This window comes from Gardnerella massiliensis (assembly GCF_003408845.1).
GTDB classification, from domain to species: domain Bacteria; phylum Actinomycetota; class Actinomycetes; order Actinomycetales; family Bifidobacteriaceae; genus Bifidobacterium; species Bifidobacterium vaginale_H.
The window spans coordinates 70,775-96,201 of the sequence record NZ_LRTV01000007.1 but is presented as its reverse complement, the minus strand read 5'-3'; the positions used below and the strand labels follow the sequence as shown (position 1 = coordinate 96,201).

Here is a 25,427-nt window from a genome sequence, read left to right as displayed (position 1 = left end):
TTTTTTTTTGCTGCGTAAACGACCTTTTCTTTACACTTGCGTAAAGTTTTGGTCGTTTTTTGGTGCGCGACGACCTGCTTGAGCGCTGCGATTTAGCGCGCGAAAGCAACTCGGAGCGCCGAGCTTGCTTAGGTTGGAAGTCCAGTGGACTTCCAACGCAAGCGAGGTCTGCCTTCGTCTCGATTGACGAAGGCAGGGCAGGCTAGTGCGGCTGTGATTTAGAAACTAGGCTGTGACTGGTGTGCGCTGACGACCTGCTTGAGCGCTGCGATTTAGCGCGCGAAAGCAACTCGGAGCGCCGAGCTTGCTTAGGTTGGAAGTCCAGTGGACTTCCAACGCAAGCGAGGACGTGAGCGCGGCTAATCCGCGCGAGCGACACGACCTGCCTTTTCGTTTGGAGCGTAGCGAGTAGGCTTGGTACGCACGCAGGCTGACAGCACAATATGTAGTGGAAGTGTGTATTTGTTATAACAACATTTAGTGCAAGACACGCCGACAAGATAAATAACTTTGTGCAAAAATAGTTGCTTTTTTTGTGTAAATTATTCGAATATTAAGTGTTCTACAGTAGATTTTTGGGCGTATTTGCGTATAAACAAAAGTTTTTCGTAACTCTAAAAAAATCCTTAAAAAATCAGTTGAAATCCTTCATGGGGGGGGTATAACTATTAGTGCTTCAGATTTACGATGCACCTCATAGCATCCAGGGGTATGCTGTATTGCAGTTAATACTCTTGTATGGCTTGAGCAATTGGTTTACATCTTGATTATTGGAGTCGCGTTCGTTGACTCCTGATGTGTTTGAGTGGAAGATTGCCAATTGAATTGTTCTGGAGTTGTAGGCTCTGCAATGAATGGCTGAGATTTTTGCGTTTGAAAAAATCGCTTTTGGGGTGATTTGCGCGAAAAACGGGTTTTAATTGCGTTGTCTATACCTGTCCGCGGTATCAAATATCGTGCTGCGAAAACTTAAAACACAACTTAAAACAAAATTAAATAACAGATATTTATAGGTGTTGCCGCTGCGCATGCTGCGGCCGTGAATTAGGAAGGTGAGGATTATGCTACCAGCAAAGCTCCGTGGACTCGCATCACGCGTGGGTCGTTTTGCTCTGAATTCTTTCACTGCGCATAAAAATCACCAAACTGATGGTGTTAGGGACCATCAGTGCTCTAATTCTACGTCTTCCGCAGCTTCCGCGTCCGCATCTGCAGATTCTGACCATTACAGTACCTGCGCTCAAACTGTTTCTGTAGACGCGCGCACTGCACACGCGTCCCGTGCTTGCCGCACTATTCGCACTCTTCGCCGCGCGCTCTTCGCAATGCTCGTAGCCGCCGCCACGCTTTTCGCGACTTTTGTTGTGCCGCCGATGCACAATGCTAATGCTGCTAATGTTGCTTGGGATTACACTGGTAATGGATATATTTCTCCTAATTCTGTTGCGAGTAGCGATGTATATAGGGATTTCGATGTTCAGCGACCAGATATAAAGACAGTAACTGTTAATGGAAAGAAAAAGACAACTATCACTTGGGATGTTCTTTTTAACGCCACCTCTTGCAGAATTAAAAAAATTGCGGATCCATTTTTGGACTGTGATGAAGAAGCTGCTGAGCATACTTATGGTGGTAGGCCTGATTTTTATCTTATTCTTCCTGCGCAACTTAAGGATGACACTATTCGTATTACTCGTTATAGGACTAGGAGTGACGGTCGACATCCTGTTAAAATAAAGAATAGTGATAAATATGCGTTTATTAATACATACTCTTGGGAGAGTCGAGGCGAAAATCAAACACCAGGCCAGTTTAATCATGGAACTAATGAAACAAAGTTGCCTGGTGATACAGGATACGAAGGTCTTTGGGATAATTCTATTTCAAAATGTGGCATGAATTCAGACAATGCCTGTGAGATTAGCACGTGGCGTAGAGCTGGTAACTTTGGCAGAATTCTTAAGTCTTGGGAACAAGATAATGGTGTAGACGCTGTTCACTGGATTATTTCTGCTGAAGTTAATGATGGGGTTAATCCTTATAATTTGCCTTTCCTTGCTGGCTGGATTTCAATGAAAACTGACAAACATAAGTTTACAGCTTTTGGTCCATATGATCACGATGGTGACGGTATACCAGACATGGAAGAGTTTGACTATGGTTTAAACCCTAAAAATAATGATGATATTCAATTCCCAAAGAAGTCTAAAGATGATGCTGTTTACGGTGAAGTTACTTCCGTGAAACCATATATAAATACTGGTAAGTGGGAGGGTGATTCTTATAACGGCGACTTCAAATATTATAAGAACATGCCAAATCATAGAGGCAGTACTACGTCTGAGGTCATTCCAACTGATGCTGGAATAGAATTTACGTTTAAAAAGAATGAATTCGGAAATAAAGAGATGCTTCCGCCTGGTGTTACTAAGGCTAGCGATCCTAATAATATGCAGCCTGGTCAAGCATATATTAATCCACAAACAGGCGAAGTTAAGTATAGTCCTAAGCCTTCTGATAGAGGCAAAACCATACATTTTGATGTTCAAATAAACTACCCTGACCCTAAACCTAACAATTGTAAAATGAACAATTCAATTGTGAAGGTTAAAGGCGTTGATATACACGTCGTTTCACAGGCGTCTCGGTATAACCCTGAATATGAAACATTGAAAAATGTGGAACCTACGTCCTCAAATGCTTTTACTGAGCGTCCTAAGAGCGTGCGACCAGCTGGTAAGTATTGGGTTAAGGAAGGCCCATTGCCTGAAGGAACTACTTTTACCTTAAGGCAATATAAAGGTAAAGGTGGCAAGGGTAGCAATATTGGTGACAAAGTACTTTCGTGGTCACATATTGAAGATGAAGATAAGAAAACAGGTAGAGTACATTTTAAGCCAGGTAGAAAAGAAGCTGGACTGAAGGGAAAAACTCCTGTTATTGTTACGTATCCAGATGGTTCTACATCTGAGGATTCTGATGCTGCTAACTTCAATGGCGGTAAAGGTATAGTGTACGCCAGTGTGGAGGTCAATAAGCTTCCAGTTGGCGATCAAGATATGCATTTGAATATTCATAATGGAAATAATGAATATAGTCTTGCAGGTGCTCCAATCAGAGACTCTGATATTTTGCATTATACGAACAGCATGCCTATTAAGCCTAATTTAGTACTTGACTCATGGTCTAATGTTCAGCCTGGTAAAATTGTTTTCCGAACATTGTGCAGTGAGGATCCTACAGCTAACAGTAAGTACACATTTTTATCTAATGAAAAGCAAGAATTTAATGGCTTGAAAATTGGTAAGCCTGTACAATGGGAAAAGCTCAATATAGCTAAAAAAAATTGCAAAAATAAGCAATGTGATGCGAAAAAATATTTGTACACTGACGATAGTGATACAGCTGAGCGTTCTCGAGCTGTTATTAGTGGAACGCCTAAAAATAATGGCAATTTTAAGTGTGTTGTATTTGCATTGCATGAGGGTAGTCAGATTCTCAATAACCTTGATAGTCTTGGCAAAGATCATCCTGAACAGTTATCTTTGTTTGCTAATTATACTTCTAAAGATATAGCTTCGCGCACATTCCGTTTCCAAGTGCACCCAATGGCAGAAATGTACAATCCTAAGTACGAGACTTCTACTGTGCAGGCAGGTAACTTTGATAAGAATAATAACGTTTCTAAAGTTCCAAGAAGCTTCAGAAACGCTAATGGAGTTACGAATAATCCTAGCTATGTTAAGAACAATGCACCTTTGCCAGATGGAACTTGGTTTGAGCCTTCGAATCTGAATAACAAATTGTCGAAATGGGCTTCTTTTGAAGATGGCCAAGACAACAAGCCTGCTAATAATAATGTAGGTAATCATCATAATGATGGAGATGGTGCAAAATACGGTAAGGTAACTTTTAGTCCAGATAAGTGGCAGGAAGAAGACACTTACAATTATCCGGTAGTTGTGCATTATCCTGATGGTTCTAAGTCAACTGACCGTGGGTCTGCTAATGGCGGCAAACCTGTGAATGCTCCAGTTAAGGTAGAGCGAAAAACAGCAAATCCAGATTTTCATTTGAATCTGTACACTGGCAGAACTGGCGGAACGCGTATTGCGGATAACGATTCGCAAGGTGTTACCTTCAAAAAGAATCAAAGTGTTGATATGTTAGTAGACTCATGGTCTACGTATAAGCCTGGACTTATTGATCAGCGAGTGATTTGCTACAAGTATGATTCTAATACTGGTCAGCCAATTGCTGACTCCTATCAAGTTGGTGGAATTAATGGGTTGAGTCTTACTGGTGACAGTAATAGTAAGCCTAAGCAGTGGCAGCATGCTGATGTTGAGAAGCATAGTAAAGAGCGTCAAAAATGCAATCGTAACGATAGGAGTGGTTGCAATACTGGAACTTATCTTTATGACTATGATGTAAAAGATGGTGTTAACGGCAATAGGGAAACCACCGAGCGAACGAACGGTCATATTACTGGTAAGCCTGAAGGCTATGGCGATTTTGTTTGCACGGTTTATGGACTGAAAACTCTTTCGCATAAGGGTAAGACGGGCAGTCTTGTTTCTCGTTTCGATGCTTTTGTTAAAAATATCAAAAATGATGCAAGTGGAACACTGAGTAATATTAACGCATTACTCAATAATACAGTAGATACGAAGAATCCTCAAAATAACTCTGTGCGACACGTTGACTGGGACTCTGTAACCTTCCCAATTCATGTGCATTCGGACGCTCACTACTACAACCCGAAGTATGAGGAGGTTACAAAGCTACAGGCTGGCGAAACTGGTACTTCTAATCTGCCAAAGAGTTTTAAGAACGCTAATGGTGCAAAGAATAATCAGGATGATGTGAAAGACAATGAGCCTTTGCCTGACGGTACTTGGTTCGAGTTTAAGCAGTATACGAAGGATAAAAAGCCTAATGGAGCTGAACCTCTTAACTATGCTTTCTTTGAAAATGATGACGATAATGTCAAGAATGAGGGCGGTAAGAAATCAGCTAAGAATGGCACGGGTCAGTTTGGTAATGTGACTTTCCATCCTCATAGGTGGATTAACACTAATAGGAGCGATAATGCTCCAGTAGTTGTTCATTATCCTGATGGTTCTACTTCGGAAGACCCGGATTCTGGTAATAATGGTAACCCGGTGTATGCGAAAGTAAACGTTGTACCACACGATTTTAAACCTGGCGATTTGAGTTTCGATGTAACGAACAATTTTAACAATGGTGACTGGAATGATAAGACTATTAAGATTACGAATGGTGATTCTCTCAACAATAATCATCCTCGCCGTCTTAACTTATGGTCTACTCATAAGCCTGGCAAAATCGAGCTTAGGACAATATGTCATAAGATTATTCACAAGGATAATGCTGCTAATACTACGTCTGAATACACGTGGAATGGTATTGCTGGCATTACCATGGAGAATCCAAGTATTTGGGATCATCAGGAAGATCCTCAAAAGCAGCATAAGTGCTATGGGGATAAAAGCCAGTGCGATGCAAGTAAGTTGTATGACGATTATGTGACTAATGGTAATTCCAGGAATACGACTGAGCGTACGCGTGCCTCTCTTGTTGGCAAGGCTAACAAATCCGGCGACTACGAGTGCGTAGTTTACGCTATTAAGCAGGGAAGCAAATTATTAGATAGCTTTGATAAGGCTGTTAAGTCGATTAAACCAGATAAAACCGGCAAAGCAACGCCAAGCGACACTAATCCTTTGAAAGACTTCAAGTGGAAGCTTGATGGTGATAACGGCAAGAAAGATGCAGTAGCAGGCGTTGATTATGCGACGCGCACAATACAAATTCAAATTCACAACGACAACCACTTCTACAACCCGAAGTACTTGGATGTGAGCGTTACGGCTGGTCAAAAGGTTGAGAATGCTGTGCCGCAAAGCGTTAAGAGTGCTAACGGTGCAGATAAATACCAGGATGCTGTGAAGGCTGGTGCGCTTCCGGACGGAACTTGGTTTAAGTTTAAGGATGCCGCAAACGGCTTTGAGGTAAATGCTGACGGAACTAAGGGAAAGCAGGTATCTTTAGACTGGTCGTATTGGGCTTCTAATAACGCTGCCGATAAAACTGGTGAGCAGAGCAATAAGCCTGACGATCCTTCCAAGCAAAAGAATGGCAAGCACAGCGCCAAGGATGACGGCACTCGCTACGGCAAAGTGACCTTCCACCCGGATCAATCTGTTGCGCCTAAAGCGTACTTGAAAGAGATTGTCATCCATTACCCGGATGGCTCTACTTCGGACGACCCGGATTCTGGAAACAACGGCAAGCCTGTGTATGCGAAAGTTACGGTTTCAGGCTTGGGCAGTGGCTCCGACAAGGATCTTAAGATGACATTGCTAAGATCCCAAGACGCTGATCCTGCTGACACGCTTGGTGGAGGTAATTCTCTTACCGTTATGAGCGGCACGAGTCTTACTAAGAACCCGTATGTGCGCGCGTGGAGCTTGAAGGATCGTAGCAATATTTCATTGCGCATGATGTGCACTAAGCAAGGTGAGCAAAAGTGGAGCCGCGGGCTTGACGATACGCTTAATATGCACCTGAACCAGAATTACGGCAATGGTGTGCAGCCGTGGGCTTTTGCAAGTGCTGAGCAGCGAAAGTCTTGCAGTCAAGACAGTAATAATTGCATGGCTAACTTGCTGTATGGCTTCACGAAGAATGGGAAGCAGGACAGCATAGAAAGTGCCGTGTCTCGCAGTGAAGACGATATTGTTGGCGTACCTCAAAAGGCTGGAAATTACACGTGCGCTGTGTTTGCGTTGAAGCCGAATGCGCTGACGGTGTTTGATAACACTGTTAATACTGGGCTTAGTACTGATAAAAAGTATTCGTCTACAAATATGCAAAAGGTTCAGCTTACAGACTTAAGCTCTGCTGTTGATTGGAACAGAATTTCCTTCGACGTGATCGTGATTGATCCGCCTAAATTCGCGCTGCCAAAGACCGGCGGCGAGGGGATGAGTATGGCGCTGCTGGTGGTGGCGATGATCGGCATGTGCGTTATGTGCGGCGCGTTCTTCGTTGACCAGACGAAGTGGGGTCACGCGATGCTCGCCGGTGCGGCTGCTGGCATGATGGGTGGTTTGCGCGGAATTGCTCGCGGAATGACCGCAAGCCTCACGCAATCTCACGCTATGCAAGCTCGCACTACGCAAGCCAACATCGCGCAAAACACCAACAGTAAGATTTCCGAAATTTGGCGCGGTTTAGTCAAAAAAGTCAAGAATATTAGGCGATTTGACGATTATTCTGCGTCCGTAAAAGATTTTGTCCGCAAAGCCACCGGATGGTTGCGCGCCGTATTTAGGCGCGTCGGAAGGTGGACTACCGAAAGGTGGCGATGCTGATGAAAATTTTTGCACGCAAACCTGCGCTCCGGTTGGTCTAAAGACGCAACTGGCTCGCAAGCTTGCAGTGCGATTCGCGCTAAAACTTGTTGCGCACTAAAAGCGCCCGCGAAACGTGGCTTGCTTACGAAATGTGGCTTTCTCACGAAACGTGGCTCGCTTACGAAACGTGGCTCGCTAAGCGCAACACAATAACAAACAATAAACGTATTTTCCTCAAAACCTGCCCACAAGGGCACTGAACAAAGGAGAAGAAAGTGAATAAGTTCACTAAACAATGCGTGGCGGCATTCGCCTCGCTCGCAATGGCTGGCACGCTGTGCGTCGCCGGCGCCGTGGTTGCAAACACCTCTGCTTGGGCTGAGACTCAAACTAGCAGTGAAACTAATGCGCCTTGGAATGCTGCCAATGTAAATAAGAAGGGTTCCATCAAGATCACCAAGTATGAGGATGATGGTACAGGTCAACAACACGGTACCCTTAAGGGTGCTAAGTTCAAAGTTACCAAGGTTAATGGTTATGACCTTACCAAGTATTCAGATTGGGAAAACTTGGCTAAGAAGGTTGCTGCCTTTAACAAGAATCCTAACGATGGTACTATAAACTTGGGTGATGCAGTATCAGATAACTCGAATACGGGAGATGATAAAACTCTATTTGAGACCAATGACCAAGGTGTTGCAACTATAAGTAATCTTGGAATTGGTCTTTACAAGGTTGAAGAAGCCGCTTCAGCACCTAAGCACGCTAATGATGTGGCACCATTCTTCATGACGATTCCAGAAATCACTCATGAAGCAGGTCAGCCAGTTAAGTATAACTATGATGTAACGGTAGATGCAAAGAACCAGAGCCTTGCTGGTAAGATTAAGAAGACTCTTGTTCATGGAGACAATGAAACGTCATTCGTAGGCAAAGGTGATACCATGACCTACAAGATTTCTGCTGCTGTTACTAGTAACACCGGTACAGAACGTTCGAATTGGACTAAGGATGATCTGAAGGGATACACTGTATTCGATCAGGCTCCTGCGAATGTATTCACTGACTATACGAAAGCTGTTGTTAAATCTGTAAACTTAGTTTATAAAAAAGATAATTCTACAAAAACTGAACCTTTGAAAGATACAACTACTGATAATACCTCTGTTACTACTGAAGAAATTAAAGAGGGTGGTAAAACCGTAGCAACACGTATTAAGGTTTCTTTCAATGAAACTGGATTAACAGCAATCGCAAACGCAGCAAAAGTTGATGCTGACGCAAAAGTCGAAATTGAATTTGCGTTCACGATTAAGGATCCTACGCAAGTTACCGAAACTAGTTTTACCAATAAGTCTGGTTTTATTCAGGGACAGGGCAATAATAAGCCAGCTCCTACCCCAGAAGTTCCAGACGATAAAGGCTCAACGGTTACGTCCAATTACGGCTACTTGCAGGTAAACAAGTACGACGGTACTTTTAAATCAACCGATGCCAAGACTAACACGTCTAATCCTAAGCTCGCAGGTGCTAAGTTTAAGCTCTTCGCTAAGAAGGGTGATGCTGATAAGTGCGCTGCAGATACTGCTGCAACTGAATGTGGTAATGTTTCAAAGGTTGGAGAACTCACTACTAATGCAGATGGTAAGTTTGATACTCCTGTAAAAGTTGTTGTTGATAGTACGGATCACCCATTCTACATTGTCGAGACTGAAGCTCCTGCTAATTATGAGCGTGATCATCAGGCTCATGTAGCAACTGTTAGTGCAACTTCCACGACGCAAGACCCTACATCCATTGACATTGCTAATGTCCCAACCAAGGATAATGGTTCTTGGTTCAAGCTTCCAAAGACCGGTGCCGCTGGCGTTACTATTTTCGCTATCGCTGGCATGGGCTTGGTAGGTATCGGCATCTTCGTCTTCATGCGTAACCGCAAGAAGGATGAAGAACATCAGAACGCCTGATTTGGGTTTTGATGCTCATCGTTAGGTGAGTGTCTTGTGGGGTGCAGGAATTTCTACTTCCTGCGCCCCACCCAATTAATAGCTAAAAAATAATGCTGCTGCACACGCTGTTTCTGTAGCTTTGCAGTAATGCTTCTGCTAACGTTGATTGCTTTTTTGCTTAGTGAACTTTAATAGTAGTGCTGCTGCACACGCTGATTACTTATTGCCTAGTGAACACTAGCATCAGTGCTCCGCTGACGTTGAGTACTGTTGCCTAGAATCCACTAGCATCCGAGCTGCTGCGCACACTGCGCCAGACTCTCCTACCACACCAAAAAATAACGGTGGGTGAATTTACGTGTGAGAGATAGGAATTGCTTGTCGAGCAATATAAAAGCGGAGCGATAGTAATAATCTTGTTGATGAATAACTATTTCCGCAAAAAAGTAAGCAAAAAACTAAACTTAACTACCTATCCACTAGACCAAATGAGGTATAAGAGCGTAGCGCTGCGAGATAAGTAATTCCTATCTCTCACAGCCACATCTCATAACTACCGCTCACACTACGCACTCAAAGCAATCTAAGCCTAATTATCCCACAGAAATGGAGGAAGCATGAAATTAAACGACGCTGTTGCTAAAGTATATGCTTTCCTCAACAAAATCTACCAAAACAAGCTTTTCAAAAACCAAACTAACCAAACTAACGCAACCGAAACTAACGCAACCAACCAAACCAAAACCAACGCAACCGAATCAACCCAAACTCCCACAAAATCCGCCGCACACAAGCAAAAAGGCAAGCAAAAATCTAAGCTCCGCCGCATCGTTGAGCCAATTGCATTCGTGTTGGCAGGCATTTTGTGCTTCAGTTATCCGGTGGTTTCCACGCTTTGGAATAATCGCGTGTCGAAGGAGATTTCTTCAGCGTACGACAAGTATAATCACGATCAGGCTGGGGATGTGCGCCGTGCTCACATTCGCGCCGCGAAAATGTATAACAAGCATCGCAAGAATATGCTTACCACGGACCCGTATGGTCCGGATGGTCAAAAAGACATAACTAACACACCTGAATACAAGCGTTATCTTAAGGTGTTGGATGAGCCTATGGGGATTATGGGCATTGTGAAGATTCCGAAGATTGGCGTGAAGTTGCCGATTTATCACGGCACGTTGCAGGAGACGCTGGCGCATGGTGCGGGCCACTTGTATGGCACGGATTTGCCGGTGGGTGGTAAGAACCGTCACACGGTGGTGACGGCGCATACGGGTCTTGCGGATGCTACGATGTTTGACGATTTGGTGAATTTGAAGAAGGGTGATTTCTTCTACTTTGACGTGCAGGGGGAGACGCTGCGTTACAGGGTGTTCCGTATTAGCGTTGTTGAGCCGCACGATATTAGTTTGTTGCAGCGCGAAAAGGGGCGCGATTTGGCGACGCTGCTTACGTGTACCCCGTATGGCGTGAATTCGCACAGGTTGCTGGTGACGGGGTATCGTGTGCTGCCGGATCCGGTGAAGCCGCCGGAGGATCGTGTGCAGTGGCCGTTGTGGATGACGCTGTTTATATTGGCTTTGATTATGTCGCTGGCGGTGTTGACGACGATGATTATGGCGGTTGTTGGCAAGAAGCGGCGCGAATGGGATGTTCGCGGTAAGCATTTGGCGCTGATTTCGCGCGATGCGATGCGTAAGTTACGCGAACGATCTGCTTGAGCGCAGCATTGCGCGCGCGAAGGCCGGAGAATAATCTCCGGCAAATGTTCCATAAATTCACCAAAACAACAACAAACGCCGGAGATTCTCCGGCAAATGTTCCAAAAAATCACCGAAACAGCTACAAAACCCGGAGAATAATCTCCGGCAAATGTTCCATAAAATCACCAAAACAACAACAAACGCCGGAGATTCTCCGGCAAATGTTCCATAAATTCACTGAAACAACAACAAACGCCGGAGATTTTCCGGCAAATGTTCCATAAATTCACTGAAACAGCTACAAAACCCGGAGAATAATCTCCGGCAAATGTTCCATATCAACACTTAAGCTCACGCGGATTGCGACGCGCTCGCTACTGAGCTTGCTCAAGTTGAAAGCACCCCGTGCTTTCAACTTGAGCAAGCTCGGCGCTCCGAGTTGCTTTCGCGCGCACAATGCTGCGCTCAAGCAGGTCGTCAGCGCACACCAGTCACAACCTAGTTCCTAAGTATCACCACACGATTCTGTCCTGCCTTCGTCAATCGAGACGAAGGCAGACCTCGCTTGCGTTGAAAGCACACCGTGCTTTCAACTTGAGCAAGCTCGGCGCTCCGAGTTGCTTTCGCGCGCTACGCTTTATGCGCTCAAGCAGGTCGTCGCGCGTGTACTCAACAATTTTATGATATCGTTAACGCAGTTAATTTCGGTTAATCTGTTTTTAACTAGACAGTTTTGGCTTGGGGACCGCAATTACTTGGAACCACACGTTTTTGTGATGCCCATTGTTAAGGGGATAATTTTATGGGGTGCAATAGTTTGCTGAGTTGGATTCGTTCTTCAGTCAGTTCCGCAATCTCTCACGTTAGCTCATCCGTCCGTTCGCGTAGTTCGCGTAGCTCGTGTAGTTCGCTTAGTTTGCGCACTTCGCTTAGTTTCTTCACTCGTTTAGCGGCGTTAATTGTTGCTTTCGCAACGTTGATTATGCCTATTTCCTTGGCGAATGCTGCTAGCGAAAGTGCAAATAATAGTGCGGTACCTAATAATTCGCGTAATTCTGCACAATTTGCAAATAGTTTTGACGCAGAAGCTAATAAGCCAGTAACTGTTATTGTTACTTTAAAAAAGCAGCCTCGTAATCCGTCTAAGCAAGCGGAAAATAGTAATAAATCTACTCAAAACCAGCTTATTAAAGATTGGGCTGGAAAGTATAGTATGAGCGTTCGCCGTCAGTTTGGCTATTTGATGAATGCTTTTGAGGCAACTCTTCCCGAAAGTAAGATTGACGATCTTCGCGATGAGCCGGAAGTTGCGTCTGTTGAAAAAGAGCGTTTGTACTATCCTCTTAATGATTTAAAGTCTATTCACGAAATTCAGGGCGTCACTAAGGCGTTTAAGTCTAGTCATAAGAGTCTCGACGGCCGTGGCATGGTAATTTCCATTATCGATAGTGGTATTGATATTAAACATAAAGATATGCGCATTGACGATGATGCGCGGTCTGCGGAAAAATTGCGTCCTATTGCCGGTTTTAACGAAAAAGTTCCGGCTGGTTTTAATTATGCCGACGAAAATTACGATGTAAAAGACGTAAGTTCAATTCAGCATGGCATGCATGTTGCTGGAATTGCGGCAGCTCACGGTTGCGATAGTGACGGCAAGTGCGAGATGGGTCGCATTGATGGTGCTGCTCCTAACGCGCAGTTGCTTGCTATGAAAGTCTTTTCTAATAAGCCTCATCCTGGTCCTGCTAGAGATGCGGATATTGTGGCGGCAATAGAGGATTCCGTAAAGCTCGGTGCGGATGTTATTAACTTATCTCTCGGCTCTAGCAACGGTTTTGGAGGCAATTCTAATGCCACGTCGTATGCGCTTCGTAAGGCTTTGGAAGCGGGGGTGCTGCCGATTGTTTCCGCCGGCAACTTTGCTTCAAACTTCTCTTGGTATAAGGATGATATTAACGATTTCGGCAAGTTAGATGATGCTACTTTGGTAATGCCTGCATCTTATCCATCTGCTTTTACTGTAGCTTCTGTGGAAAATTCTTCTACAATGCAAACTGCAGGATATTACTTTGATAAGAACGGAACTAAGAATTTGCTTCCTTACTCTTGCGCGCATAGAGCTCCGAAAGGTGAGGCGGAAAATGCAAAGCATGAGATTGTAAATGCTGGGCATGGTACTGTAAGTGATTTTCGCAATCTTGCTAGCAAGGGCATTAGCGTTAAAGACAAGTACGTTTTAATTGAGCGCGGCGAAAATAAGTATTCTGAAAAGTTTGAAAATGCTAAGAATGCTGGTGCTAATGGAGTTATTGTTTATAATGAAGCAGGTAATTCAGACTTGTTCCTTGGAATAGATGGTGCTGAAGGTTTTAATTTCTTCATTGCGTCAATTCGTCGAGAAGACGGCTTGAAAATTGCGGAGGCAATTAAAAATTCTGGTAGCGGAACTGCTGGTAGCGGTAGCGTAAAAATTTCTTTTGGAAACGATATTGCTCCAATCAACAATCCGAATGCTCTTCGTCCTTCTATTTTTAGTTCGTGGGGTCCAACTCCAGAGCTTGATTTTAAGCCACAAATAACTGGCGTGGGCGGAAACGTGTGGTCTACTCAAAACGATAACGGCTACGTAACAATGTCTGGAACGTCAATGGCAGCTCCAAGCATTGCTGGATTTGTTGCTTTAATGCTTGAAAATTATAAGTCGAGTAATGTTAGTGCAAGTACGCCTGAATTAGTTGTTCGGGCAAGGCAAGCGTTAATGAATACTGCAACAATTCTCACTCACGACGGCAGTGTAAGCGATGCAAGTAACGCAAGCGATACTAAAGTCCCGTATGCTCCGCGTCAAATTGGTGCCGGATTAGCTCAACTTGATAAAGCAATTGCAACTAATGTTATTGCAACTGTGAAAGACAGCAAAGATGGTAAGAAGAAAGCTTATGTGGCTCTTCGCGAACTAAAAAGTGGGTCGCACAACTTTACTGTTGAATTGCACAATTACGGTTCAAAAACTGTAGAATTTGACGTCCCTAAGCAAGTCATAGTGAATGAAAATATTACAGCTGGAAAGAAGATCACAACATTTATAAACTCTAATGAATCTCTTATTTCAAGCGATTCTAAAGTAAGTATTAATGCTGGCGAAACTAAGCAAGTTACATTCACGCTACAACCGCAATATGGTACAAATCACTATATTGAAGGCTGGGCTACATTTAAATCTAAGACTAGTGGTCAGCCTGATTTAGCTGTGCCGTACCTTGGTTTTGTGGGAGACTGGAATGCTGAGCCGATTCTTCTTAAGCCAGGTGAAGTATATAGCAGCACTGACGCTCCAATTACCACATCCTTAATCTCCAAATCTGGTTTTAACACTGTAAAAATTGGAGATGGCACCAATGGCACAGCTGTGTTTTCTCCTAATAGAATGCGCACGATTAAGCCATCTTTGGCGCTGTTGCGTAACGCTCAATTAATTAAGTATTCTGTTCTGGACGAATCGAAGAATCTTCTTGAAGAAGTAGGCGAGGATCATTACGTTTCCAGGCCTACGATGTATGATTTAAAAGTATCTAAGAGTCGTTCCGCATTCGTTGGGTATGGTGCTTTTGACGGAACTATTTATAACAAAAAAGCAAAGAATGCTAGCGAAAAACGTAAGAAACTTCCAAATGGCAAGTATTTTTACCGTATAAAGGCATGCATTACAAAAGATATGTGCCAAACAACGGATATTCCATTTAAAATCGAAAATACGAGTAGTTCTGGCAGTGGTTTTGACAATATTATAGGCGGCTCTGGCGGTGGTTTTGGAGGCATTATTGGAGGCCTCTCTTCCAATTCTGATGCTCCAAAAATTAGTGTTATGAGTGCGGATAGCAATGGAAGTGTTGCTGTTGGTACGAACGGAATTGTAAAGCTTAGCGGCAAGGTTTCTTCTAAAGATGATTCTTCAAGCAAACTTACGCTTTCTGTGATGTATAGCAAGTATGTGAAGAATGCGAAAGGCGCTTTTGAGATTAAGCCTGTAGAAGAAAAAGTTAAGTTAAATAATGGATTATTTGATACTAAAATAGAGCCAGCTGCTAACAATTCTACGATTACGTTGGTTGCAAGCAATGGTCGAAATAATACTACTAAAACTGTTGCTTTTGACAATGGGTCTGGTGCTGTTGCATCTGCTGGTGCTTCTAAGCCTGCCGGAGCTAAGCCAAACGCAAGTGGTAGTAGTTATAACGACGACAATTATGAGACTACTTTTGACGAAAATTCCTTCTATTTTGACAATGTGATGTCTTATGGCAAATACAATTGGCGAGTAGAAAGTGTGAAGGACGGTAAGTTTACTGTTTCGGGCGAAGTATATTCTGATGCGACTGAGGTTATGTTTACGCAAGCTAATCGCGTGAACGATTCTGGAACCGGGTACACCAATCCTGAACCAATTGTGGCTAAAGTAGTAAAAAAGAAGTTGCTTTTTGGCAGCGAAAAAAGGTTTACTGCGCAAATCCCAATTCATACTGGCGTAAACGATTTTAGGCTTGTTATTAAAAATGGTGATAATACATTGCTTGACACTCCTGCAGTGTTCTATTTTGATAACCAGCCTCCAGCTGTAACTTTCACTTCACCAACAAAACTTTATGGCGGAAGGCTTTTCACAAAAGAAAGTACAGTAAAATTTAGCGGAAATATAAGCGACGATTTCGCTGGCTATACGCTTAGAATCAACAATCTTATTGCTGCAGATAATTCTACCGAAGATTCAAAGGGTGAAGTTACGAATAAACAGCAGTTTGATAGGGATCTTTCTGTTGAAGATGGCGATTTTGTGCTTATCACTGCTTCCGGGCGAGGAAATTACGTTAAGAATGCGTTGAGTGCGCGATTCCCTGTGGTTGTTGATACTACGGTTCCTAATGTGGAACTTGGTGTGAAAGACAACGATAAGATTGATGGGAAAAAGGGCATTGTTGTAAAGGCGAAGGATGCAAATCTTAAGTCTTTGAAAGTGAAGCTTGATGGTAATGAAGTTGGTGCTGAGGAGCACAAGTTGGGCGAAACAACAGTGCAGTCAACCTTAACAACTCAAGACCCGTATTCGATTAATTTTGCAAAGCCTGGATTGGATGCTCCTTTGCAAGTGACTGTGCCAGCTGACAAGCTAACAGCGGGTGAGCATACGATTTCTGTTGAAGCAGTAGATTACGCAGGGAACGTGGCAACTGAGAATACTTCTGCGAAATTTACTGTTAAAGCTGCGGAGGAAAAGCCGGTGGATCCGAAGCCGGTGACACCGAAGCCGGTGGATCCGAAGCCGGTGACACCGAAGCCTGTGACTCCTGTAACTCCTAAGCCTGTGACTCCTGTAACTCCTAAGCCGGTGGATCCTGTGGTTCCTAAGCCTGCAGATCCTGTAACTCCTAAGCCGAAGCCTGCGGATCCTGTAACTCCTAAGCCGAAGTCTGTCACTCCGACTACTCCAAATGAGTCGTCTAAGCCGGGCGCTTCTGGTAATACGGAATCTGGTGGTGACTCTAAGTCTTCCAAGATTCCAGATGCGGATTCGGTACCTCCAACTAGTAGTGCTCCTGCTGTTGAGGCTCCTAAATCTTCTGCAAAACTAAAGGCTTCTTTAAAGAGCAATCTCGTAGTAGGAAAGTACGAAAATAACATTGCTCGCTCGGGCGCGTTAAATCCTATGAAATTGACGTTTGTTGCGAAGGATTTGTCTGCAAAATCGCCTACGAATTTGTTTATAAAGAAGCTCAAAAATAAGCGCGTTGCGTACGCTTATGCTTATATCTATTCTTCGCCTGTGCAATTGCATGGAATAGATGACAATAAAGAAACGAACTACGTAAAAGTCACCTTAGATAATAATGGCGTTCCTAGCTTTGATGCAAAGATTCCTGCTGGTTATTCAGGAAAGCATTCGATTCTTTTGGTTGATGCTCAAGGAAATCAGATTGCGTGGACTGATGTGTGGGTTGTTTCTGCGGACGCGACGGCATTTGATGAAGCTGCTGCTGAAGATAAATTGACTTATGAGCAGAATCATGGTTCTGCTGCTGCTGATTCTGGTGTTGGTTCTGCTTCAGAAAGCTCTGAGTCTTCCGAAGCCGCGTCTGCTGGAAATAATTCTGCTGGAATTGGAACCGGCTATGCGTTGCTAAACGATTTCGTTTACACTGACGGCGTGCATAACAATAAGTTAAACAAGAGGGGAGTCGAAAAGGCGAATAATGATGCTGCTTCCGCTGCTTCTGCTTCTAGCTCGTCTGCTGCTGACTACAAGGTTAAGCGCAATCGTGCGAAATCTTTAACTTCTAAGCTTGCCGTCACTGGTAGTGGCATTATTACTGCAGTTGCTACTTTCGCAGCGCTTATGGCTGGAGGCATGATGACATTTACGGTTCGTCGCCGACATCATGTTCGTGCAAATAAGCGATAGTATTCTAGCATTACGCGCGCGTTTTGACGGAGCTTGAAATCATTGGGATTTCAAGCTCCGTCAAAACGGAAATTCTCCGGCAAATGTTCCATAATTACGCAAATTCAGCAACAAACGCCGGGAATTATCCGGCAAATGTTCCAAAAAACAGCCAAAACAGCAACAAATGCCGGAGATTCTCTGGCAAATGTTCCATATCAACACCTAAGCTCGCGCGAGCGCTTTGACTGTGCGAAATTGACGATGTTTCTAGTAAAAATTGACGATGCTTCTAGTAAAATGGTTTAGATTAATGAGGCATGACGGCATCATACGATTGCGCTCGCATTAGTATCAGTGCAGTTCGGTATTGATATTGATATCGGCATCGGTATCGGTATTGGTATCGGTATCGGTATCGATGTTGGTATTGATATTGGTATTGATATCGGCATTGGCATTGGTATTATGCGTTGACGCTGCGGAGTTGGGGATGTTGCTTGTGTGCCTCGGTTAAGGAGAGAGGTACTTATGAAGTCTCAGCGCGCGCATTGTGTGGTAGGTTTTTTGATGCGGTTGGCGGCGTTTGGGGCGGCTGCGGCTACGTTACTTGTGTCGGTTTCGTTGGCGAATGTGGCTAACGCTGCGAGCGATAGTGATGGCATTGCTGGCGCTGCTGCAACTTCCCAGCGCAAGGCTCCTCAATATATAGATCCGGACTTCTTTAACTCGGTAGTCAACAATCCTGCAAACAATGCGGCAGCTGCGAATCGACCGGTGACGGTTATTGTGACGTTGAAAAAGCAGCCGCATAAGCCTTCTGCGCAAGCTGAAAGTAGTAATAAATCCGCGCAAACTCAGCTGATTAACCGGTGGAGTAGTAAGTATGGTCTGTCGGTTCGTCGCCAATTTGGGTATTTAATGAACGGTTTTGAGGCCACTATTCCGGGGGATGCTATTGACGCGCTTCGCAAAGAGCCGGAGGTTGCTTCCGTGGCAAAAGAGCGTCTGTATTATCCGCTTGCGAACGCGGGTTCTGCGTCAGGCGCGTCGTCTTCTGCGTCGTCTTCTGCGTCGGGTGCGCAAAATATTCATGAGATTCAGGGTGTAACGCAGGCGTTTAAGGCTGCGCATAAGAATCTTGACGGCCGTGGCATGGTAATTTCCATTATTGATAGCGGTATTGATATTAAACATAAAGATATGCGCATTGACGATGATGCGCGGTCTGCGGAAAAATTGCGTCCTATTGCTGGTTTTAATGAAAAAGTTCCGGCTGGTTTTAATTATGCTGATGAAAATTACGATGTAAAAGACGTAAGTTCAATTCAGCATGGCATGCACGTTGCCGGAATTGCCGCAGCTCACGGTTGCAATAGTGACGGCACTTGCGAAATGGGTCGCATTGACGGCGCAGCTCCTAACGCGCAGTTGCTTGCTATGAAAGTCTTTTCTAATAAGCCTAATCCTGGTCCTGCTAGAGATGCGGATATTGTGGCGGCAATAGAGGATTCCGTAAAGCTCGGCGCGGATGTTATTAATCTTTCGCTTGGTTCCAGCAACGGTTTTAGCGGTAATTCTAACGCTACGTCGTATGCGTTGCGAAAGGCTTTGGAAGCGGGGGTGCTGCCGATTGTTTCCGCCGGCAACTTTGGTTCTAACTTCTCGTGGGATAGGAACGATATTAGCGAGTTTGGCAAGCTTGACAATGGCACTTTGGGAATGCCGGCATCGTATCCGGCTGTGTTCACGGTGGCGTCGGTCGAAAACTCCACGGTTATGAATCCTTCCGGCTACTACGTTGACAGCAAGGGAAAGCATACTATTGCTTACTCGTGTGCAACGGGTTCGTTTGACAGTAAAGAGCATGAGATTGTAAACGTTGGCTTGGGTAGGGTAAGTGATTTTAAGAATCGCAACGTTTCTGGAAAATATGTGCTAATTGAGCGCGGCGAAATTACGTATAAAGAGAAGTTTGACAACGCTAAGAACGCTGGCGCTTCAGGCGTGGTGATATATAACAAAGCCAATAATCCGGATCTGTTCCTTGGAATGGATGGAGTTAACGATTTTACTTTCTTTAGTGCGTCAATTCGTCGAGAAGACGGCTTGAAAATTGCGGAGGCAATTAAAAATTCTGGTAGCGGAACTGCTGGTAGCGGAAGCGTAAAGGTTTCTTTTGGAAACGATATTGCTCCAATGCTAAGTCCGAAAGCGCTTCGTCCTTCTGTATTTAGTTCGTGGGGACCAACGCCAGAACTTGATTTTAAGCCACAAATTACCGGCGTGGGCGGCAACGTGTGGTCTACTCAAAACAATAACGGCTATATTAATATGTCTGGCACGTCCATGGCGGCTCCAAGCATTGCTGGTTTTGTGGCATTAATGTTGGAAAACTACAAGTCAAGCGAAGGTAAGGCTGTTTCTGCTGAACGAGTTGCGCGCGTGCGTCAAGCGTTAATGAATACAGCAAAAATTCTTACGCACGACGGTAGCGAAAGCAGCGAAGGCGAAGGAAATAATAACGAAAGTGATACAGGGGTGCCGTATGCTCCTCGACAAATCGGCGCCGGACTTGTGCAATTAAATAAGGCACTGGCAACCAACGTTATCGCTACAGTAAAAGACAATAGTGACGGTAAAAACAAAGCCTACGTGTCGCTTCGTGAACTTACCAGCGGTTCGCACAGCTTCACCGTTACCTTACGCAACTACGGTTCCAAAGCTGTCACGTATAACATTCCGCAGCAGCGCGTCGTGAACGAACGGCGCACCAGCGAACGAAAAGTTACCACGTTTATTAACACTGCAGAAACGCTTACCGCAAACGCAACAAGCGTTACGGTGGCGCCTAAAGCCACAGCAACCGTTACTTTCACGCTCAACCCACAGTACGGACACGATCACTATATCGAAGGTTGGGCCCGCTTCAAATCACAAACCGAAGGGCAACCAGACCTATCCGTGCCATACCTCGGTTTTGTTGGCAACTGGAATGCTGAGCCAATTCTCGTAAAACCTGGCGAAAACTATTCAAGCAGCATAACAATGACCACATCGCTCACCTCAAGTTTCCACGGGAAAACAGTGCAAGTTGGAGACGGCAGCAATGGTACCGTAGTATTTTCGCCTAAATATATGTCTGAGTTGAAACCATCGTTGGCTTTGTTGCGTAACGTCGAACTGTTGAAATACTCCGTGTTAGATTCTAAAGGTAACTTATTGGAAGAAATTGGTGAAGATCACTACGTTTCCAGGCCTACGTTATACGATTTGGGCAGACCAAACGGATTGGTTTCGTACATTGGTTACGGTGCGTTCGACGGAAAGATTTATAACAAAAAATCCAAAACTCCAGCAGAAAAGTTCAAGGCGCTGCCGGAAGGCTCGTATATTTATCGTGTAAAAGCGTGCATTACGAAAAATAGGTGTCAGGTAACTGATATGCCGTTCACTATAAGTAGTAGCGTGCCAAAAATTCAGGTTACTATAGACGACTTTATTCACGGAACACTTATCAATCTTCACGTTAAGTCTCACTCAAACTTAAGTAAGACGCTCAGCAAACCTGGTATACGAATCAATGGAAGCAGAGAATTTATGCACTACGATGCGCGCAAAGCGTGTCGAGAAACGCATGATTCTAGCGGCACGACTCTCAATTGCAATATTCCACTCGGTTCGCGTAGTAAGAAGGCTGGTTCCAGCATTGAATTTGTGGATGTGTATGTTCACGATGCTGGTTTTAATGAAGCGCATGTTAAGAAGGTGCTCAAAGCTGGGAAAGATGGGAAAGATGGTTTCAGTTCTGGTTCGCAAGTTGAAGCCGACGAAACTGACGCGTCGAACTCAGCCGACGATCAAAGTGACACCTTCAACGAATACTCGTTATATCTTAATAACGCGTCATCCTACGGAGGATACAAGTGGCGCGTTAACGGTGTCGGCAGTGACGGTAAATTCACTGTTGACGGCGGTATTGACGTAAAAAACGTAACTCAAGTGATCTTTACTCCAGCAAATCGCGTGAAAAATGACGGAAGTGAATACGCTAATCCGCAATCAATCGAGGCAACAATTCAGCATGGCAGGTGGTCCTCAAACACCTTTAAAGCTCAGCTGCCAATTCACACTGGCGTCAACGACTTCCGACTGGTTGTAAAAAATGGGGACCAAACGCTGCTGGACACTCCAGCTGTCTTCTACTTTGACAACCAGCCGCCTGTAGTAACATTTACCGCGCCAACGAAACTTTACGCTGGAAGACTCTTCACTAAAGGAAATTCGGTAAAATTCAGCGGCACAATTAGCGACGACTTTGCTGGATACACGCTGAAAATCAGTAATCTTATTGCTGCCGACAACTCTACCGAAGATTCCAAAGGTGCTATTACTAATAAGCAATCTTTCGAACGGGAACTTCCGGTGGAAGATGGCGACTTCGTGCTGATCCAAGCAATGGGACGCGGCGATTACTCTGGCAATGTTATAAGCGCGCGCTTCCCAGTGGTGGTCGATAATACCGCGCCTACAGTGGAATTTGGTGTGAAAAATCATGAGAAAGTTGACGGCAATAAGAATATTGTGGTCAAGGCGCAGGATGCTAACCTTAGGTCGCTAGTGGTGAAAGTTGATGGCGTAAAAGTAGGGGAGGCGGCGCATACGCTTAATGAATCCTTGCTGCAAAACATGCTTACGCAAGGTAACCCTTACGATATTCAGCTATCGAAAATGAATTTGGATAAGCCACTACAGGTGACGGTGGATCCTAAGAAGATTGCCAGTGGCAAGCATACGATTACGGTTGAGGCTGTGGATTACGCGGGCAACGTGGCGAAAGATAATTCGATTGCGTTTGAAAGGGCTGCGGATACTCTTGTGAGCACGGATATTGTGGTGGGTTCGCAGGGTGCTGCTGGTGAGGCTGGTGCCGGCGGAGCTGCTGGTGACGGATCTGGTAACGGATCTGCCGGAATTGGTGTTGGCTATGCGTTATTGAACGATCTTACTTATACTGACGGTGTGCACGAAAATGGTCATGCTGGCGGGTCTGCTGGTAGTTTGCATGCGGGTAAGGAAGGTAAGTCGAAGAATGACGGCAAATCTGGCGCTTCTAACAGTGCTGCTGCCGACCGGAAGCAGAATGGTGCGCGCGCTAAGGCGTTGACTTCTAAGCTGGCTGTTACTGGCAGCGGTGTTGTGGCGGCGATTGTGACTTTTGCGGTGCTTTTGATAAGCGGGCTGACGCTTACGACGCATCGTAGTCGCCACGCGCGCAACAGCAGTAGATTATAAACATTTGGTTTATAGTTTTGGGAGGTTTTGATTGGGTCTGGAATTCAAATGATTTCAGGCCCAATTCAGATTTAATTGAAGTGTGGGGCTATGGGGTTATAGGCCAAAAAAATGTGTGTGAAAATACGAAAAAACCCAAGCCGTGAAGCTTGGGTTTTTTGTTTGTGCCCCCTCAGGGATTCGAACCCTGGACACGCTGATTAAGAGTCAGCTGCTCTAACCAACTGAGCTAAAGGGGCGTTGGTTATCTGTGGTTCGTTTTGCGAACCGAGTAATAACTATACTCAGAATCAGATAATGTGCAAGCCGGCGTGTCGCATTGCCCTTGCTTGAAGCTGCATTGCGCGCTTCAAGCAAGCTCAATGCGGTAGCACCGACTCAATACTGAAAGCACGGGGTGCTTTCAGTGTCGGTGCGCAAACGATTGTGCTTTCTTTGTTTTTAAGAAAGCACAATCTGATGACCAGAAGCAAGCAACCCAATGCGGTAGCGCTTGCTCAGGGTTGAAAGCACGGGGTGCTTTCAGTGTCGGTGTGCATTTGTCCCTCTTAACAGTCAATCTTGAGTTATGACCTCGCCAAATATGATGCCGCAATTATTTCAGGATTATTCTCAGCTTGAACAGCAGCAACAGCAGCAAACGTTAGTGCAGCCTCAGCCGCGCCAGCTTCCGCTAAAAGCTGCCGACACGACTGCCGAAAACCCTTGGCCTGTTGCCGTTTTAAGCCAAAAGTTCCACGGTGCTGTCGAACGCTGGCCGGCAGCGTGGATTGAGGGCCAAATCGTCGAAATTAATATGCGCCGCGCTTCTTCCGGCTACATCACCCTTCGCGACAGCAACGAAGAAGTGTCGATTTCCATAATGGGCTTCAGTAATTTCGTGCAGCAGGCGCGCGAACTTCGCCAGGGCGACCGCGTAGTCGTTCATGGCAAGGCCGATATTTGGGTTAAAGCGACGCGCTTAAGCTTCGTTGCGGACGAAATCAGACGCGTTGGCGCTGGCGACCTAAAAGCGCAAATTGATGAGTTACGAAAAAAGCTTAAAGGTGAGGGGCTATTTGACGCTGAAAATAAGGTGCCGTTGCCGGAATTCCCTAAGTGCATTGGTCTTGTGTGTGCGCCTCAGGCTCGCGCGGAAGGCGATGTTATTACGAATGTGAATTTGCGTTGGCCTGTTACGCGCTTTAAGGTGGTGCACGCGCACGTGCAGGGCGTGCAGTGCCCGGCGGACGTTGTAGCCGCAATTAAGCAGCTCGATGCGGATCCGGAAGTTGACGTTATTATCGTTGCTCGCGGCGGCGGTAGTTTTGAGGATTTGATTGGTTTTTCGGACGAAGGTGTGGTTCGCGCTACGGCCGCGTGCGTGACTCCGATTGTGTCGGCAATTGGCCACGAGGATGATTGGACGCTTATTGATTTGGCGGCGGATTTGCGCGCGTCTACGCCTACGGATGCTGCAAAGCGCGTGGTTCCGGATGTGCGCGAGCAGTGGCAGCTTATTGATAACGCGCTGCAAACTATGCGCATGCGAATTTCTGCGCGAGTTGACAATGAGATTCGACTCGTCGAGGGTTACGCGAACCGCCCGAGCCTTACGCGTCCGAGTACTATGCTTGAGCCGCACGAGCGTTTGGTTGAGCAGGCTGTTGAGCGAATGCGTCACGGTTTGGTGCGACTTCTTGACGACGCGAGTTTAACTGTTGAGAAGGCTCACGCGAGCTTGACTGCGCTAAGTCCGCAATCGACTTTGAACCGCGGGTACGCTGTAGTGCAGCTTAGCGGTGGGCGAGTGCTTGACGATGCGTCATGCGCGAAAGTCGGCGACGATATGACAGTTACGCTTAAAAGCGGTGTGGTTCTTGGCAAGGTGACTGGCACAAAAGTAGCTGCCGGAAAGTCAGTTAAGTAAATTTTTATATATTTTAGATTTTTTAGATATTTTAGATACAACGAAAGGTTAGATATGAGCGAAAAAGAAAATAAGAACTCAGAAAGTGCGAATAGTGCCGAAAGTGCAGATTTTGCGAGCACTCTTACGAAAGAAGAGCGCGCTGCGATTGAGGCGATGCCGTACGAGGAGGCTCGCGAAAAGCTGGTTCAGGCGGTTCAGGCGTTGGAAGCTGGCGGTTTGACGCTGGATCAGTCCATGCGTCAGTGGGAGATTGGTGAGGCGTTGGCTAAGCGCGCACAGGGCTTGCTTGCTGCGGTTCGTGCGAAGTTGGATGCGGCTCAAGCGGAACAGTCGGCTACGGCGGCTACGGCTGGCACGCAGTCTAATCTTGAATCTTGAGCACGCTGTAGCGCGTAAACCACGCTATGGTGTACAATTGCCATTTGTTGCCTCGGTAGCTCAGTGGATAGAGCACCACTCTCCTAAAGTGGGTGTCGTCAGTTCGATTCTGATCCGGGGCACTTTTATTACTTGTTTGCTTTTGCTAGTATTATTCGCGAGTTGCGAAATCCTTCCCAATGTTAGGGGATAGTGTTAGATTATTTCTAACTTAAGCGATGATCCGTTATCGGCGGGGAGTTTTCGGAAGAACGGCGAGGATTCGTAAGGTTCTCGCTTATTAGAACCGACGGGGTTGGCCCGCATAGCCAAACACGAGAGGCTGCAAGAATAGTTGATTGCGTAACTTGCGTTGCGTTAAGCATCTTGCAG

General features: G+C 45.4%; 8 protein-coding genes and 2 tRNA genes. 9 read left to right on the top strand and 1 reads right to left on the bottom strand.

The window, feature by feature from the left end; genetic code table 11:
* Positions 1-1,061: 1,061 nt before the first annotated feature.
* From AXE77_RS04725 to AXE77_RS04700, 6 genes are all read left to right on the top strand, one after another.
* Entirely contained in the window at positions 1,062-7,400 is a 6,339-nt protein-coding gene (locus AXE77_RS04725; RefSeq protein WP_116712359.1) for a Rib/alpha-like domain-containing protein, read from the top strand.
* A 257-nt stretch (positions 7,401-7,657) separates the two neighbouring features.
* Positions 7,658-9,349 carry a SpaH/EbpB family LPXTG-anchored major pilin gene (locus tag AXE77_RS04720; RefSeq protein ID WP_116712358.1) on the top strand — a complete coding sequence of 564 codons (1,692 nt, stop codon included), beginning with the start codon at positions 7,658-7,660 and terminating at the stop codon, positions 9,347-9,349.
* 599 nt (positions 9,350-9,948) lie between these two features.
* Positions 9,949-11,052: a class C sortase gene (locus AXE77_RS04715; RefSeq protein ID WP_116712357.1), complete on the top strand. Its 1,104-nt coding sequence runs from the start codon at positions 9,949-9,951 to the stop codon at positions 11,050-11,052.
* Positions 11,053-11,096: 44 nt separating this feature from the next.
* Positions 11,097-11,318: a hypothetical protein gene (locus tag AXE77_RS06645; RefSeq protein WP_165846071.1), complete on the top strand. Its 222-nt coding sequence runs from the start codon at positions 11,097-11,099 to the stop codon at positions 11,316-11,318.
* 632 nt (positions 11,319-11,950) lie between these two features.
* Positions 11,951-17,491, top strand: a complete 5,541-nt coding sequence (locus tag AXE77_RS04710) for a S8 family serine peptidase (RefSeq protein ID WP_165846070.1) — start codon at positions 11,951-11,953, stop codon at positions 17,489-17,491.
* A gap of 510 nt (positions 17,492-18,001) precedes the next feature.
* Positions 18,002-22,765, top strand: coding sequence for a S8 family serine peptidase (locus AXE77_RS04700; protein ID WP_116712354.1), 4,764 nt, complete (start codon positions 18,002-18,004; stop codon positions 22,763-22,765).
* 165 nt (positions 22,766-22,930) lie between these two features.
* On the opposite strand, the gene AXE77_RS04695 is transcribed toward AXE77_RS04700, so the two are convergent.
* A tRNA-Lys gene (locus tag AXE77_RS04695) sits at positions 22,931-23,004 on the bottom strand.
* Positions 23,005-23,348: 344 nt separating this feature from the next.
* Here AXE77_RS04695 and xseA point away from each other — a divergent pair.
* The 3 genes from xseA to AXE77_RS04680 all read left to right on the top strand — a co-directional run bounded on the left by xseA (position 23,349) and on the right by AXE77_RS04680 (position 25,177).
* Positions 23,349-24,674: an exodeoxyribonuclease VII large subunit gene (gene xseA, locus AXE77_RS04690; protein WP_116712367.1), complete on the top strand. Its 1,326-nt coding sequence runs from the start codon at positions 23,349-23,351 to the stop codon at positions 24,672-24,674.
* A gap of 54 nt (positions 24,675-24,728) precedes the next feature.
* Entirely contained in the window at positions 24,729-25,055 is a 327-nt protein-coding gene (locus AXE77_RS04685) for an exodeoxyribonuclease VII small subunit (RefSeq protein ID WP_116712353.1), read from the top strand.
* 49 nt (positions 25,056-25,104) lie between these two features.
* Positions 25,105-25,177, top strand: a tRNA-Arg gene (locus AXE77_RS04680).
* The last annotated feature ends 250 nt before the right edge of the window (positions 25,178-25,427 follow it).

Excerpts from the sequence above, each read along its gene's own strand:
- xseA (WP_116712367.1), top strand. The coding sequence starts at position 23,349 with ATGATGCCGCAATTATTTCAGGATTATTCTCAGCTTGAACAGCAGCAA.
- AXE77_RS06645 (WP_165846071.1), top strand. The coding sequence starts at position 11,097 with ATGTTCCATAAATTCACCAAAACAACAACAAACGCCGGAGATTCTCCG.
- AXE77_RS04715 (WP_116712357.1), top strand. The coding sequence starts at position 9,949 with ATGAAATTAAACGACGCTGTTGCTAAAGTATATGCTTTCCTCAACAAA.
- AXE77_RS04725 (WP_116712359.1), top strand. The coding sequence starts at position 1,062 with ATGCTACCAGCAAAGCTCCGTGGACTCGCATCACGCGTGGGTCGTTTT.
- AXE77_RS04700 (WP_116712354.1), top strand. The coding sequence starts at position 18,002 with ATGAAGTCTCAGCGCGCGCATTGTGTGGTAGGTTTTTTGATGCGGTTG.
- AXE77_RS04685 (WP_116712353.1), top strand. The coding sequence starts at position 24,729 with ATGAGCGAAAAAGAAAATAAGAACTCAGAAAGTGCGAATAGTGCCGAA.